Annotated in this window: 16 protein-coding genes; 15 read left to right on the top strand and 1 reads right to left on the bottom strand. The window is 47.1% G+C overall.

All coding sequences use genetic code 11. The features are described 5' to 3' along the window. The 15 genes from MHO32_RS18085 to fliJ form a co-directional block, all read left to right on the top strand. Nucleotides 1-98 (top strand): flagellin (locus tag MHO32_RS18085; protein ID WP_253804769.1); only part of this gene is annotated, 98 nt, incomplete at its 5' end. Between the two features lie 298 nt (nt 99-396). Further along, complete coding sequence (locus MHO32_RS18080) at nt 397-1,527, top strand: flagellin (RefSeq protein WP_005448343.1); 1,131 nt, start codon at nt 397-399, stop codon at nt 1,525-1,527. A 79-nt stretch (nt 1,528-1,606) separates the two neighbouring features. Then, complete coding sequence (gene flaG / locus MHO32_RS18075; RefSeq protein WP_005448345.1) at nt 1,607-2,035, top strand: flagellar protein FlaG; 429 nt, start codon at nt 1,607-1,609, stop codon at nt 2,033-2,035. A gap of 20 nt (nt 2,036-2,055) precedes the next feature. After that, on the top strand, nt 2,056-4,068 hold the full coding sequence (gene fliD / locus MHO32_RS18070; protein ID WP_239213293.1) for a flagellar filament capping protein FliD: 2,013 nt from the start codon (nt 2,056-2,058) through the stop codon (nt 4,066-4,068). After that, nucleotides 4,069-4,374: a flagellar protein FliT gene (locus MHO32_RS18065; RefSeq protein WP_005448349.1), complete on the top strand. Its 306-nt coding sequence runs from the start codon at nt 4,069-4,071 to the stop codon at nt 4,372-4,374. It begins immediately after the preceding gene. Between the two features lie 12 nt (nt 4,375-4,386). Further along, nucleotides 4,387-4,797: a flagellar export chaperone FliS gene (gene fliS / locus MHO32_RS18060; RefSeq protein ID WP_005438665.1), complete on the top strand. Its 411-nt coding sequence runs from the start codon at nt 4,387-4,389 to the stop codon at nt 4,795-4,797. A 286-nt stretch (nt 4,798-5,083) separates the two neighbouring features. Next, the gene (locus MHO32_RS18055; RefSeq protein ID WP_239213291.1) at nt 5,084-6,550 is read left to right on the top strand and encodes a sigma-54 dependent transcriptional regulator; all 1,467 of its coding nucleotides are present in this window, start codon (nt 5,084-5,086) and stop codon (nt 6,548-6,550) included. A gap of 193 nt (nt 6,551-6,743) precedes the next feature. After that, complete coding sequence (locus MHO32_RS18050; protein WP_005448353.1) at nt 6,744-7,781, top strand: sensor histidine kinase; 1,038 nt, start codon at nt 6,744-6,746, stop codon at nt 7,779-7,781. Next, a complete protein-coding gene (locus tag MHO32_RS18045) occupies nt 7,781-9,190 on the top strand; it encodes a sigma-54-dependent transcriptional regulator (protein ID WP_005448355.1) in 1,410 nt (469 codons plus the stop codon). Before MHO32_RS18050 ends, MHO32_RS18045 begins: the two co-directional genes overlap by 1 nt. 126 nt (nt 9,191-9,316) lie before the next feature. Continuing rightward, nucleotides 9,317-9,628, top strand: coding sequence for a flagellar hook-basal body complex protein FliE (gene fliE, locus MHO32_RS18040; protein ID WP_005448364.1), 312 nt, complete (start codon nt 9,317-9,319; stop codon nt 9,626-9,628). A gap of 14 nt (nt 9,629-9,642) precedes the next feature. Then, the gene (gene fliF / locus MHO32_RS18035) at nt 9,643-11,385 is read left to right on the top strand and encodes a flagellar basal-body MS-ring/collar protein FliF (protein WP_005448365.1); all 1,743 of its coding nucleotides are present in this window, start codon (nt 9,643-9,645) and stop codon (nt 11,383-11,385) included. Then, nucleotides 11,378-12,433, top strand: coding sequence for a flagellar motor switch protein FliG (gene fliG / locus MHO32_RS18030; protein ID WP_005448366.1), 1,056 nt, complete (start codon nt 11,378-11,380; stop codon nt 12,431-12,433). Before fliF ends, fliG begins: the two co-directional genes overlap by 8 nt. A gap of 116 nt (nt 12,434-12,549) precedes the next feature. Then, complete coding sequence (gene fliH / locus MHO32_RS18025) at nt 12,550-13,350, top strand: flagellar assembly protein FliH (RefSeq protein WP_005448367.1); 801 nt, start codon at nt 12,550-12,552, stop codon at nt 13,348-13,350. 3 nt (nt 13,351-13,353) lie between these two features. Beyond that, nucleotides 13,354-14,673 (top strand): flagellar protein export ATPase FliI, encoded by a 1,320-nt coding sequence (fliI, locus tag MHO32_RS18020; RefSeq protein ID WP_005448368.1) that lies wholly within the window; start codon nt 13,354-13,356, stop codon nt 14,671-14,673. A gap of 6 nt (nt 14,674-14,679) precedes the next feature. Continuing rightward, a complete protein-coding gene (gene fliJ, locus MHO32_RS18015; RefSeq protein WP_005448369.1) occupies nt 14,680-15,123 on the top strand; it encodes a flagellar export protein FliJ in 444 nt (147 codons plus the stop codon). Nucleotides 15,124-15,151: 28 nt separating this feature from the next. Here fliJ and MHO32_RS18010 read toward each other — a convergent pair whose 3' ends face one another. Beyond that, the gene (locus MHO32_RS18010) at nt 15,152-15,466 is read right to left on the bottom strand and encodes an NIPSNAP family protein (RefSeq protein ID WP_005448370.1); all 315 of its coding nucleotides are present in this window, start codon (nt 15,464-15,466) and stop codon (nt 15,152-15,154) included. Nucleotides 15,467-15,505: the final 39 nt, after the last annotated feature.

The raw sequence follows: 15,505 nt of genomic DNA, 5'->3' as shown, positions 1-15,505 counted from the left end.
CTCAAATGACTAAGTCACAAATTCTATCGCAAGCGTCAAGCTCAATCCTTGCGCAAGCGAAACAAGCGCCTAACTCAGCGCTAAGCCTACTAGGTTAATTTTTAACCTAAAGGCAAGAACCTCATTGGCTCGTGGTGAGAGATGAGCGAGTAAACCCAGCTTCGGCTGGGTTTTTTTCTGCCTGTTTTGGATTAATAACCCAGCAGCTAGCCAACCCATTGAATATTAGAGATTCATCACACTTCAGTAAGCTAAAGAAAATAATCGCAAAAAATTGAAAATTTCTCCTAAAGGATATTTATAGGTCGCCGTTAAAGGGACTGAGAGAAATGAGATGTACCTAAGTGAGGTGAGAGACACGACGGTGCATCAACTAAAGCCTTAAGGAGATCAATTATGGCGATTAACGTTAATACTAACGTTTCTGCGATGACCGCACAGCGTTACCTAAACCAAGCGGCTGAAGGTCAACAAAAATCAATGGAGCGTTTGTCTTCGGGTTATAAAATCAATAGCGCGAAAGATGATGCTGCAGGTCTACAGATTTCTAACCGTTTGAACGCACAGAGCCGTGGTCTAGACATGGCTGTGAAAAACGCGAACGATGGTATTTCTATTGCACAGGTTGCTGAAGGTGCAATGAATGAATCTACCAACATCCTACAACGTATGCGTGACCTATCGCTTCAATCTGCGAACGGTTCGAACTCAAAATCAGAACGTGTAGCGATCCAAGAAGAAGTAACAGCGCTTAACGACGAGCTAAACCGTATCGCTGAAACAACCTCTTTCGGTGGTAACAAGCTTCTAAACGGTACTTACGGTACTCAATCTTTCCAAATCGGTGCGGACTCTGGTGAAGCAGTAATGCTTTCTATGGGTAACCTACGTTCTGATACTTCTGCAATGGGTGGTAAGAGCTACGCAGCAGAAGACGGTAAAGATGCGTCATGGACAGTGAGCGATAAAACTGAACTGAAAATGACGTACACCAACAAGCAAGGCGAAGAGCAAGAGCTTACTGTCCAAGCAAAACAAGGCGACGATATTGAGCAGCTAGCGACTTACATCAACGGTCAAAGCGAAGATGTAAAAGCGTCTGTTGGTGAAGATGGCAAACTACAAGTATTTGCTTCTTCTCAAAAAGTAACGGGTGACGTTGAGTTCTCTGGTAACCTAGCGGGTGAGATCGGCTTCGGTGACGCAAAAGACGTAACGGTTAAAGACATCGACGTAACAAGCGTTGCAGGCTCTCAAGAAGCGGTAGCTATCATTGATGGCGCACTAAAATCAGTAGACAGCCAACGTGCGTCTCTTGGTGCATTCCAAAACCGTTTCAACCACGCTATCAGCAACCTAGACAACATTAACGAGAACGTTAATGCGTCTAACAGCCGTATTAAAGATACTGACTACGCGAAGGAAACAACGGCAATGACTAAGTCGCAAATCCTTCAACAAGCAAGTACTTCAATCTTGGCTCAAGCGAAGCAGTCACCATCTGCAGCGCTAAGCTTGTTGGGCTAATCGGGTCGACTCAGCCTAGTGATTACGTCACCAAAGCGATAGACCTATCGTTAGCCCATAAGGTGGAAGGGAGATTGTAATGGAAATATCCTCCTACACATCGAACATCCAGCCTTACGGCACACCGAGTGGCACAAAAGTTGCTAAAGAAAATGGCGTAGGCGCGCCAAGCACAGCAAGTTCAAACGGTACCGCTTCGCCTGTAAAAGCGAACGATGCCGAACGCGATCTCTCTGTTCAAGCTGCACTTGAAATGGCGGATACCCGCCAAGAGCTGAACAGAGAAGAACGCGAAAAAATGGTTAAGCAAATGAATGAATTTGTCGACGCCATGAATAAGGGAGTGGCGTTTCGTGTTGATGAAGAATCGGGTCGAGACGTCGTGACGATATACGAAGCCACAACCGGTGATGTTATTCGTCAAATTCCTGATGAAGAAATGCTAGTGGTTTTGCGTCGCCTAGCTGAACACACAGCTAACAGCGGTTTGTTAGTTGAAAAGGTGTAAGTCGTTTTTGAGGTGATTTGATGAGTTTAGGCCCTTTGGGGATGTCTGGCGGCATGGATATCAATTCCATGGTCAGCAAAATTGTGGATGCCGAGCGTGTGCCAAAGCAGCAACGCATCGACAACGAGCGTGCGACAATTGACGCCAGCATCAGTGCCTACGGGCGACTCAGAGAATCGTTGGATACGATGAAGAATCTCATGACGAACTTTCGTCAGGAGAAGGCTTTTGCTGTTCGTACGGTAGATACTACCGACGATGCAGTGGTATCTGCGACCGCAACAACAGACGCTATAGCCGGTAAGTATGCTATCGATGTGTTGCAGCTTGCACAGAGTCATAAAGTGGCTTCTGACGTTTTGCCAGAAGATGCTAAGTTTGGACCTGGTAAGCTGCAGATTTCTCTTGGTGATGACACCTTCGACGTTAATGTCCGTTCTAGTTCTAAGCTAGTTGATGTCGTTCGTGGAATTAACGGCGCTAAGGATAACCCTGGCGTACGTGCTTCCGTTATTAACGACGTAGAAGGGCCGCGTTTGATCCTTGCTTCGAATCTATCGGGCAAGGACCATCAAATTAAAGTCAGTGTGGATGCCGATGCAGGTAACCCGCTGAAACATTTCGAATACAAAACTCTAGAAGACCGAGTGAACGCGCTTGAAGAAGCTCGTGAAGCGGCTGAAGCCGTACTTGGACCTCTAAAAGAACCAGAATCAACAACCGATGCAGGCCAACCAGAACAGGTGGATGCAGACGGCAATCCTATACCTCCTGAAGAACAAAAAGCGGCAGAAAGTGCGCAAGATGGCGCATCCGATGAACCGATCTCTGCATCCGGCGCTGCTGCGGCGAAAGCTGGACAAGAAGCGATTGATGCCGCTAACAAGCGTGCAAGTATGCGCCCACAAGACAGCATTCCCGGTTGGACTGAAACGGCTTCAGGAACACTTCTCGATTCTTACCGTCCACCGGAACTCGAACTGGATGAGAAAGCGATTGATAAAGCGCCAGATGTTCCTGGGTGGGATAACACCGCCTCAGGCACACTCACCGATTCATACGTAACAACGAAAGAAGCGAAACAACAGCTCGAACAAGAAAAAGCGGAAATCGAGCAAAAGATTGCGGATGAAAAACAAGAGCTTGACCAAAAGGTTGAACGAGGTGAGCTAACTGAAGCGCAAGCAAAACAAATTCATCGAGCCAAGCTTGAGCCAGAGGAGCGCGAACGTCTTGAAAAAATAGACGTAGCAGAAGCCAAAATCGCAGAAGCAGAGAAGTCTTTTGAAGCGTACTCGGGCATGATGGAAGTACAAGCTGGGCAAGACTCGCAAGTGATGCTTGATGGCGTTGCACAGCTATCTAGTCACAACAACGTGATTGAAGATGCTATTGAAGGTGTCAACTTGACCCTTAAAGGCAAGTCCGAAGTAGGTAAACCTCCTGCTGAAATCGGCGTAGAATACGACCGCGGCAGCGTGCGTAATGACATTGAAAACTTTGTCTCTGCTTACAACTCGTTCTACCAAACATCGAAAGCACTATCGAGTGTTGACCCTACCACTGGTCAGAAAGGGCCGCTTGCGGGCGACAGTACAGTGCGTAATGCCGATGCGAGGCTGAAAGCGGTATTCTCAACGGCGATTGACAAAGCACCAGAAGATTTAAAATCCCTGACTGAGTTCGGTATCACGACCACACGCCAGGGCACATTAGAGATTAACTACGACATGCTGGATCGCCAGTTGAACAACAACTTTAACGAGTTGGAAAAGTTCTTTGGTGGTAATACCGGTTTTGCCAAACGCGTGGAAGACGCGATTCAGGGCATTACAGGGTTTACTGGCAGTATTCGTACTCGTGAAAAAAGCTTAACTGAGCAGAACTACCGTTTAGGTGATGACCAAGCGGCATTAGATCGCCGTATGGATAGCCTTGAAAAACGCACCCACGCTAAGTTTGCCGCTATGCAAGATGCCACGGGTAAGATGCAAGGGCAGTTGGGCGCATTGATGAACGCGTTGGGTCAATAGATGCGAAGTGAACTCATTGAAATTAGTGATATTGATCAACTAATTGCGCAAGAACTAGAAAAAGTCGACTTTAATGCTGAAGAAATTCTTCGCTTGGTCGATATCAGGGAACGGTTATTGCAAAACCTGCTACCCATTGTCGAGAGCAATCCGTTGGTGAAGCAGGAAGCAGAGTGGCAAGACTTGCTCACTCGTACCAAAAGAATTGTTGAGCTGATGCAAAACGAAACCACGAACGTTGGTAAAGAGCTACATAAGTTCCGTTATGGTAAGCGTTCGCTTCAGCAGTACAAAAAATTTATATAAAAGAGGAATACTATGCGCGGTTCTTTGCAAGCATACAAAAAGGTATCAGTCGACAGCCAGCTGAGTGCGGCGTCTCCGCACAAAGTCATTCAAATGCTAATGGCAGGTGCGATTGAGCGTCTGATCCAAGGTAAAGCAGCAATGCAAGCAGGCAACATTCCAGCAAAAGGCGAGCGTCTAGGTAAAGCGTTAGACATCATAATTGCGCTACGCAGCTGCCTTTCAATGGACGATGGTGGTGACATTGCTTCAAACTTAGATTCACTTTACGAGTTTATGATCACTCAGATTTCTGCCGCGAACCACCAAAACGATCCTCAACCGATCGACGACGTTATCGACATCATCCGTGAGATCAAATCAGCGTGGGACCAGATCCCAACTGAGTTCCACAACCTAACTGCTGCAGAAGTAGGCATTTAATAAAGAAAACAATACCTTACTGATTTGGTAGGGTATTGTGTCTGATTGCACATCAAGTCGTTCAGCAAAGTTACAATCAAGCTCACACCTCTTTATTGCTTGGTTGCCTTATTTTTTTATTCAAATAAAATAGAAGTCATTAGTGGCCCTAATGGCTTTTTTTTGTTGCTGATTTTCCTATTTTGTCTATCGTTAATTGAGAGTGGTCCCACCTTTTCTGACACTCAATTGCGCAAATCAAGGTCTGGCCGCAACAACCCCATAATAAAGGCAATCATTCTTACTTATGCAAGGTTTGGCAAAGCTGCTTGTAATCGATGACGACGCACCAAGTCGTTTAAATATAAGCAATATATTGGAATTTGTTGGAGAAAGTTGCGAAGCTGTCAGTTCTGATCAGCTAGGCGATGTAGACTGGTCTAGTGTTTGGTCAGGTTGTATTGTGGCTAACATCTCTGCCGGTCAGGCTGCGACAGCAGTAATGACACAACTCAACGAAGCGTACCATATCCCTCTTCTCGTCATGGGCTCTTTCCCATTGCCTGTTGATGACTTGCCAAATTTTGTCGGTGAATTAGAGCAACCTCTAAACTACCCGCAACTTAGCGAAGCGTTACGTCACTGCAAAGACTTTCTTGGTCGCAAAGGTGTGAACGTTGTTGCAAGTGCTCGCAAAAACACTCTTTTCCGCAGTCTCGTTGGTCAAAGCCGTGGTATCCAAGAAGTTCGTCATTTGATTGAACAAGTATCAGGTACAGAGGCAAACGTCTTGATCTTGGGTGAATCAGGGACAGGTAAAGAAGTGGTGGCGCGCAATATCCATTATCATTCTGCTTACCGCAACGGTCCGTTTGTGCCAATTAACTGTGGTGCGATTCCACCAGAGCTTTTAGAAAGTGAGCTGTTTGGTCATGAAAAAGGTGCATTTACCGGAGCTTTAACGGCACGTAAAGGTCGTTTTGAATTAGCAGAAGGTGGCACGATCTTCCTTGATGAGATTGGTGATATGCCAATGTCTATGCAAGTGAAGCTGTTGCGCGTATTGCAAGAGCGCTGCTTTGAGCGTGTTGGTGGCAATATGACGATCAAAGTAAACGTTCGTGTTGTAGCTGCAACTCACCGTGATCTAGAAACCATGATCGACGATGGCACGTTCCGTGAAGACCTCTTTTACCGCTTGAATGTATTCCCAATTGAAATGCCTGCGCTAAAAGCGCGTAAGCAAGACATTCCTTTGCTGCTGCAAGAGCTAATGACGCGTCTTGAAGCTGAAGGCGGACAACCAATTTGCTTCACTCCTCGTGCTATCAACTCGCTGATGGAACACAACTGGCCAGGTAACGTACGTGAACTTGCTAACCTTGTTGAGCGTATGGTGATCCTATACCCGAATAGCTTGGTCGACGTGAATCATCTTCCGACTAAATACCGCTACAGTGATATTCCTGAGTTCCAACCTGAAGGGAACCCATTCACAACAGTGGAAGAGCAAGAGCGTGATGTATTCCAAGATATCTTCTCTGAAAACTTCAGCTTTGAAGAGCAGAGCGATCTTGACCACAACATGAATGCACCTCAAGCACTGCCACCGGAAGGAGTCAACTTGAAAGAGTTGCTAGCCGATATGGAGGTCAACATGATCAGCCAAGCGTTAGAAGCGCAAGGCGGTGTAGTGGCACGAGCGGCAGATATGCTCGGTATGCGTCGTACGACATTGGTTGAGAAAATGCGTAAATACAACCTACAGCGCTAGGTTTATCTGATAGCCAAAGTTCACACTTTCAACGGTGATTGGTTATCTTTTCTGATAACGAAAGCACCATTTTCCTAGTGTCAACTTCTTGTCGTTCGCATAACGCTATGATAAATATAGAAAATAGCTTGGTACGCTAATTGCTTACCAAGCTATTTTAGTTTGTAAGTGGCGACAATTCGACAGGCAGTGAATGGACAACAACACTAACCAATCCCATTTAGACTCAGTAGAGAATCAGGTAGAGCGTTATAAACAGGTTCTGGACGTAATGCCGGCTGGCGTGATCTTGTTAGACACGCACGGAGTGGTCCGTGAAGCCAACCCGGAAGCGCATCGAATTCTTGAGATTCCATTAGTCAACGAGAAATGGTTCAACATCATCCAAGCGGTTTTTGATCCGCGTGAAGATGATGGTCATGAAATTTCACTGCGCAATGGTCGCAAAGTGCGTTTGGCTATCTCTGCCTCGGCGACGGGTCAGCTTATCCTGATCACTGACCTAACAGAAACCCGCTTACTGCAATCTCGCGTGAGTGACTTACAACGTTTGTCATCACTCGGTCGTATGGTGGCGTCGCTCGCTCATCAAGTTAGAACGCCTTTATCAAGTGCGATGTTATATGCATCAAATTTAGGTGCGCCGAATCTCCCTCCTGCGACAAGAGAGCGATTTCAGAGCAAATTAATGGATCGACTGCACGATTTGGAGAAGCAGGTTAATGATATGCTGCTTTTTGCCAAAGGTGGTGATAATAAAGTCATTAAGCCATTTAACATTGCTCAGCTGGTGGCTGAATATCAGCCCATGGTGGAAACCGCACTGAAAAACAACAGCATCGATTACTTCCTAGAAGTTGAGGAAGAGCAGACTGAGCTATTAGGTAACGCGAATGCCATTGCTTCAGCATTGAGTAACTTAGTGATGAACGCGATTCAGATGTCAGGCAAAGAATCGCAAATCGATGTCTTTTTCCGCCCGGTAAACGGTGAACTGCGCATTTCTGTGCAAGACAGCGGACCGGGTATACCAAAAGAACTACAAGCCAAAATTATGGAGCCCTTCTTTACCACGCGTTCTCAAGGAACGGGGTTGGGACTTGCTGTTGTTCAAATGGTTTGCCGTGCCCATGACGGTCGATTGGAACTCATTTCAGAGCAGGGTGATGGAGCCTGCTTTACCATGTGCATTCCGCTAGAGCGAGTGCAAGCACATACTGGAGAATCATAATGGCGCAAAGCAAAGTGCTGATCGTAGAAGACGATGAAGGTCTTCGTGAAGCCCTAGTGGATACTCTGGCTCTGGCTGGGTATGAGTGGTTAGAAGCCGATTGTGCAGAAGACGCTTTGGTGAAACTGAAGTCGAACGCGGTAGACATCGTAGTTTCAGATGTACAAATGGCAGGTATGGGTGGCTTAGCGCTGCTCCGTAATATCAAACAGAATTGGCCAAATATGCCCGTTCTGCTTATGACGGCTTATGCAAACATTGAAGACGCCGTGTCGGCAATGAAAGAAGGTGCGATTGATTACATGGCGAAGCCATTTGCACCAGAAGTCTTGCTCAACATGGTAAGTCGCTACGCGCCAATTAAAAGTGACGACAATGGTGACGCGGTAGTTGCAGATGAGAAAAGCCTGCGTCTGCTTGCTCTAGCTGACAAAGTAGCGCGCACTGATGCCAACGTTATGATCTTAGGTCCTAGCGGTTCTGGTAAAGAGGTTATGTCGCGTTACATTCACAACGCTTCAAACCGTAAAGATGGTCCATTTGTTGCCATTAACTGCGCTGCGATCCCAGATAACATGCTTGAAGCGACGCTGTTTGGCTACGAAAAAGGTGCCTTCACTGGGGCAGTTCAAGCTTGTCCAGGCAAATTCGAACAAGCACAAGGCGGTACCATCTTGCTAGATGAAATCAGCGAGATGGACTTGAGTCTGCAAGCGAAGTTACTACGTGTTTTACAAGAGCGTGAAGTGGAGCGTCTGGGCAGTCGTAAGAGTATCAAGCTTGATGTTCGCGTACTTGCAACCAGCAACCGCGATCTTAAACAGTACGTTTCAGAAGGAAACTTCCGTGAAGACTTGTACTACCGTTTGAATGTTTTCCCAATCGCATGGCCAGCACTCTGCGAACGTAAAGGTGACATCTCGCCACTTGCGCAGCATCTTGCTGAGCGCCATTGCAGCAAGATGGGTATGCCTGTGCCTAAGTTCTCTCAAGTTGCATTAGATAAGCTGCTTCAATACCCATGGCCGGGTAACGTTCGTGAGCTGGATAATGTGGTACAACGTGCGTTGATTTTGAGTGAAAACGGTGACATAGATGCTGAACATATTTTGCTAGAAGGTGTAGATTGGCAAGATGCAAACAGTCTGCAACATGTTGTTCAGAATGCAGAAATGGTCGTACCGGATGTCAAGCCAGTCGCACAAGCTGAGCCAATCAACCGAGTCGCGTCTGGTGGCGAAGGTCTAGGCGGGGAACTCCGTGACCAAGAATACGCCATTATTTTGGAAACATTGATCGAATGTAACGGACGTCGTAAAGAAATGGCAGAAAAACTGGGTATTAGCCCACGAACTCTGCGCTACAAACTTGCTAAAATGCGTGATGCTGGTATCGATATTCCGGCTTAGTAATCACATAAATAGCCATAAGACGAAAGTGTGGGTAAACTACGGCACTATTGTCTTATGGCACAGTAATTGCTGTGTCAATAATCAGTTTTAGTTAATAGTCAAACTTTTGGCTTAGAGGTGACAATGAAAGTTGATGGTATTCAGGCAGAAATGCGCGCCATGATGGTGGAAGCGAGTAACACTGCTCCTACGGCGACAGGCGCGAAAGTTGGTGCAGATTTTGGTGATCTCCTAACAAAAGCCATCAATAACGTAAACTCACTTCAAAAAGCATCGGGTGACCTGCAAACGCGTTTTGACCGTGGTGATGCCGATGTTTCCCTTTCTGACGTTATGATTGCTCGTAACAAGTCCAGTGTTGCTTTCGATGCCACTGTTCAAATCCGCAACAAGCTCGTTGAGTCCTATAAGGATCTCATGAATATGCCAGTGTAATTTAGGTAATAAGTGTGGCAGACAAGTCTACAGATTTAACCGTCACTGATGGCGGCGCAGATGGTGCACTGATTGCTGGCTCAGATCTGGATGTGGAAAGCCAAAACCCAGATCTTGAAGAGCGCAGTGCGTCAAAATTCGATATGGCAGTAGGCGACCTCGATTTACTTCGTCAGGTCGTGTTAGTGCTGTCTATCTCTATCTGTGTTGCGCTGATCGTGATGCTGTTCTTCTGGGTGAAAGAGCCGGAAATGCGCCCATTAGGTGCTTACGAAACGGAAGAACTGATCCCTGTGCTGGACTACCTCGACCAGCAAAAAATCAATTACAAGCTAGATGGTAATACCATTTCGGTAGAAGCGAGCGACTATAACTCGATCAAGCTCGGCATGGTGCGTGCTGGTGTAAACCAAGCGACGGCGGCGGGCGATGATATTCTGTTGCAAGATATGGGCTTTGGTGTATCACAGCGTTTGGAACAAGAACGTTTGAAGCTCAGCCGTGAACGCCAACTTGCTCAAGCGATTGAAGAGATGAAGCAGGTACGTAAAGCTCGTGTGCTGCTTGCTCTGCCAAAACACAGTGTGTTTGTTCGCCACAATCAAGAAGCGTCTGCTTCGGTATTTTTGACGCTCTCCACAGGTGCGAACCTTAAACAGCAAGAAGTGGATTCTATCGTCGATATGGTCGCGAGTGCTGTTCCGGGCATGAAGACCTCTCGTATTACGGTAACTGATCAACACGGTCGCCTGCTTAGCTCGGGTTCTCAAGACCCTGCGTCTGCGGCTCGTCGTAAAGAGCAAGAGCTAGAGCGAAGCCAAGAGCAAGCCCTGCGTGAGAAAATCGATTCTGTGCTTTTGCCTATTTTGGGTTTCGGTAACTACACCGCTCAGGTGGATATCCAAATGGATTTCAGTACTGTTGAGCAAACCCGTAAGAATTTCGATCCGAATACTCCGGCAACCCGTAGCGAATACGCGCTAGAAGATTACAACAATGGCAACATGGTCGCGGGCATTCCTGGTGCATTGAGCAACCAGCCGCCAGCGGATGCGTCTATTCCTCAAGATGTGGCGCAAATGAAAGACGGCACATTGACTGGTCAGGGTTCGGTACGTAAAGAATCAACGCGTAACTTTGAGCTTGATACCACGATCAGTCATGAACGTAAGCAAACCGGTACGCTGGCTCGTCAAACGGTTTCTGTTGCGATCAAAGACCGCCGTACCGTGAATCCTGATACTGGTGAAGTGACTTATACACCATTGTCTGAATCTGAAATTAATGCAATTCGCCAAGTTCTGATCGGTACGGTTGGTTTCGATCAAAGTCGTGGTGACTTACTCAACGTTCTGAGCGTCAAGTTTGCTGAACCAGAGCTTGAGCAAATGGTTGATCCACCAATTTGGGAGCACCCAAACTTCAACGATTGGGTTCGTTGGTTTGCAAGCGCGTTGGTGATCATCGTGGTTATCTTGGTACTGGTTCGCCCAGCAATGAAGAAACTGCTCAACCCAGCCAACAACGACGAAGACGAAATGTACGGACCAGATGGCTTGCCAATTGGTGCGGATGGCGAAACCAGCCTGATTGGTAGCGACATCGAAAGCGGTGAACTGTTTGAGTTTGGCTCAAGCATCGATTTACCTAACCTTCACAAAGATGAAGATGTACTCAAAGCAGTGCGCGCTCTGGTGGCGAATGAGCCAGAGCTTGCCGCTCAAGTTGTGAAAAACTGGATGAACGAAAATGGCTAACGATATCGTACCTCAAGATGAAAACGGCGCAGGCGTTCCTGCAGAGTTTGATGTCTCTAGCATGACAGGCGAAGAAAAAGCGGCGATCTTGCTGCTCAGCCTGAATGAAGGTGATGCCGCCGGCATTATTCGTCACTTAGAACCAAAACAAGTTCAACGTGTTGGTAGTGCGATGGCACGTGCTAAAGATCTAAGCCAAGACAAAGTGTCTGGTGTGCACCGCGCGTTTTTAGAAGACATCCAGAAATACACCAACATCGGTATGGGCAGCGAAGACTTTATGCGTAATGCGCTGGTGGCTGCTCTGGGTGAAGACAAAGCAAACAACTTGGTTGATCAAATCCTACTGGGTACAGGCTCGAAAGGTCTGGATTCACTTAAATGGATGGACCCTCGCCAAGTGGCAAGCATCATTGTCAACGAGCACCCGCAAATCCAAACCATCGTACTTTCGTACTTAGAAGCGGATCAGTCTGCAGAAATTCTTTCTCAGTTCCCAGAGCGTGTGCGTCTGGATCTGATGATGCGTATTGCCAACCTAGAAGAAGTTCAGCCATCGGCACTGGCAGAGCTGAACGAGATCATGGAGAAACAGTTCGCAGGTCAAGCGGGTGCGCAAGCCGCGAAGATTGGCGGTCTGAAGGCAGCAGCAGAAATCATGAACTACCTAGACAACAACGTCGAAGGTATCTTGATGGAGCAAATTCGCGACCAAGACGAAGACATGGCGACACAAATCCAAGACCTTATGTTCGTATTCGAGAACTTGGTGGAAGTGGACGACCAAGGCATTCAGAAGTTGCTGCGTGACGTTCCTCAAGATGTCCTACAGCGAGCACTTAAAGGTGCCGACGACTCTCTACGTGAGAAAGTCTTCAAGAACATGTCTAAACGTGCAGCTGAGATGATGCGCGACGATATCGAAGCAATGCCGCCAGTTCGCGTAGCAGATGTAGAAGCGGCGCAAAAAGAGATCCTGGCAATTGCTCGTCGTATGGCAGATGCTGGCGAGATCATGCTATCTGGTGGCGCGGACGAGTTCTTATAATCATTTCTTCGTTCCTTTTCTTCCTTTAAGCTGGGGAGAAAAGGAGCAAGCACTTCCTTAAATAACGCACTTTATTTTCAACATAAGTTTCAACATAAACAGATTGTAGGTTAAGCATGGCTGGCGATAGAAAACGTGGATTTATCCGTCCTGATGAAGACGATGCGATGATCGAACCTCAGCGCTGGGGCTTGCCTGATTATGGCGAGCCAAAAGCAAAGCAAGCCAAGCAAACTGCGTTTAACTACGATCCGAGTTGGGTACCAAACTTTGACGAGCCGGAAGAAGAACAAGCGCTTGAACTGACAGAAGAACAAATTGAACTGATCAAGCAAGGCGCTTATCAAGAAGGTCTCTATCAAGGTCAAGAAGCGGGTTTTAAGCAAGGTTACGACAAAGGTAAAGAAGAAGGCGTTCAAGCTGGTCATGCAGAAGGTCTGGAACTGGGCAAAGCCGAAGGCGTAACGGCTGGACAAGAATATATCCAGCAGCAAGTGGAAACCTTTATGAACTTGGCAAACCAGTTCGCTCAACCTTTGGAGTTGATGAATGCTCAGGTTGAAAAGCAATTGGTCGACATGGTGCTATGCCTAGTTAAAGAAGTGGTGCACGTGGAAGTGCAAACCAACCCGCAAATCATTCTCGATACTGTAAAGCAGTCAGTTGAAGCGCTTCCAATTTCTGGTCACCCAATCACCTTGCACCTGAACCCTGATGATGTTGCGATCATTCGCTCTGCATACGGTGAAGAAGAACTTGATTGTCGTAACTGGACTTTGGTGGCTGAGCCGTCATTAAACCGTGGCGACGTACAGATTGCTGCTGGCGAATCGAGCATCAACTATCGTATGGAAGAACGCGTGAAAAGTGTGTTGAACAGCTTCTGTGGCGCAAACCGCCATCAAGGGGGCGAGTAATCCATGCAAGCCTTGGCTGACCGTTTAAAAAACTACAAAATCGAAGGGCTAACCACGCGCCCAGTTGCTTCAGGCAAGCTCGTTCGCGTTGTAGGCTTGACCTTAGAGGCGACAGGCTGTCGTGCTCCGATTGGTAGTTTGTGTCTAGTCGAGACCATGTCCGGTCATATGGAAGCGGAGGTCGTGGGCTTTTCTGGTGATAACCTTTTCTTAATGCCGAGTGAGCAAATCACGGGCATTTTACCGGGCGCGAAAGTGACGCCCTTAACCAGTGAAGCTGGTTTGCCTGTCGGAATGGAACTGCTTGGGCGTGTGATTGATGGTGTGGGCAACCCACTTGATGGTCTTGGTCCTCTTTACACGGAGCATCGAGCTTCGTTCAATGCCGAACCAATAAACCCCCTAGCACGTAAACCTATTTCTGAGCCGCTTGATGTCGGCTTAAAAGCCATTAACGGTTTGTTGACCGTAGGTAAAGGCCAACGTATCGGTCTGTTTGCTGGTTCGGGTGTTGGTAAATCGGTCACACTCGGTATGATGACGCGAGGCACGACAGCACAAGTCGTTGTCGTTGGTCTGATTGGTGAACGTGGACGCGAAGTAAAAGAATTCATCGAAGAGATTTTGGGTGAAGATGGACGCCGCCGTTCTGTGGTGGTGGCTGCACCTGCCGATGCTTCTCCTTTGATGCGTTTGAAAGGCTGTCAAACGGCACTGACGATTGCCGAATACTTCCGTGACCAAGGACTAGATGTTCTCCTACTAATGGACTCTCTGACGCGTTTTGCTCAAGCACAGCGTGAGATTGCATTGTCTGTGGGTGAGCCGCCTGCAACCAAAGGTTATCCGCCTTCGGTATTTGCTAAACTGCCAGCGCTGGTGGAACGCGCTGGTAATGGTGGTGATGATCAAGGATCAATTACCGCTTTCTTTACTGTTTTGACCGAAGGCGACGATCTGCAAGATCCGATCGCCGATGCATCACGTGCGATCCTAGATGGTCACATTGTGTTGTCTCGTGAAATGGCGGATGCAGGTCATTATCCAGCCATTGATGTTGAGAAATCGGTGAGTCGTGTTATGCCGCAAATCACCACTGAAGAACATGTATTAATGTCGAAAGCGGTCCGTCAGGTGTTGTCGATTTGCCGTAAGAACCAAGATCTGGTATCGATTGGCGCTTACAAACCGGGTACTGATCCTGCTATCGATGGCGCGTTTACCCTCAAGCCAAAATTGGATGAATACTTGCAGCAACGCATGAAAGAGTCTGTGCCTTATGACATGTGTGTCAATATGTTGAAGAGCATCTTGGGTGGGTAATAGCGCATGAATAACGCCATGGAGTTCCTACTTGATCAGGCAAAAGAGCGCGAAGACCAAGCAGTATTAGCGCTCAATAAAGCCCGCACAGAGCTAGAAGATTATTACCGCCAAGTTGAGCAGATTGAAAAGTACCGTTTAGATTACTGCCAGCAACTGGTAGATCGTGGTATGGCCGGACTCACTGCGAGCCAATACGGTCACTTGAATCGCTTTTTAACCCAGCTTGATGAAACGCTTTCCAAACAAAAGCAAGCTGAAAGCCACTTTAAAGAACAGGTGGTTAACTGCCAAGATTACTGGTTAAACATGCGTAAAGAGCGTATGTCTTATGAGTGGATGATCGAAAAGCGCGAGAAGGAAAAGCAAATTGCGGAAGCCAAGCGCGAACAAAAGCAGATGGATGAGTTTTCTACCTTACTGTACAGCCGGAAACCGCAACGATTCTAAATGTTCTTACTCTCGATGTTGGCGTAGATTACATTTCTACCGATTCCAACAAGGTCACTTTGACGGAATCTTGCTCAATTAACTCAAACACTTTTGGTCGAATTTCTCGAATCCACCACTCGTTGTAGGTTTCGGCGTAAAGTGATTGGCGTGCTTGTTCACTGTCAAATTCGCGCAGCCAAACAAAGTAGTCATGTCCATCTTCGCCTGTATGAACATACGTGTTTAATACGCGCATGCCTTTGGAGCGTTGATAGGGAAGTAACTCGTCCTTCATCCACGTTAACCATTGCTCTGTTTTGCCAGTTTTGATTTTGTATTGGCGTAATTCTGTGACTTTCAAAGCGATTCCTTAAAGGTTGAGCGAGGTTTTTTATTTACT

It is taken from the genome of Vibrio sp. MMH1-50 (assembly GCF_022347645.1).
Classification (GTDB): domain Bacteria; phylum Pseudomonadota; class Gammaproteobacteria; order Enterobacterales; family Vibrionaceae; genus Vibrio; species Vibrio harveyi.
Note: the sequence above shows the minus strand (reverse complement) of the source record. Positions and strands in the feature narration are given on the sequence as shown.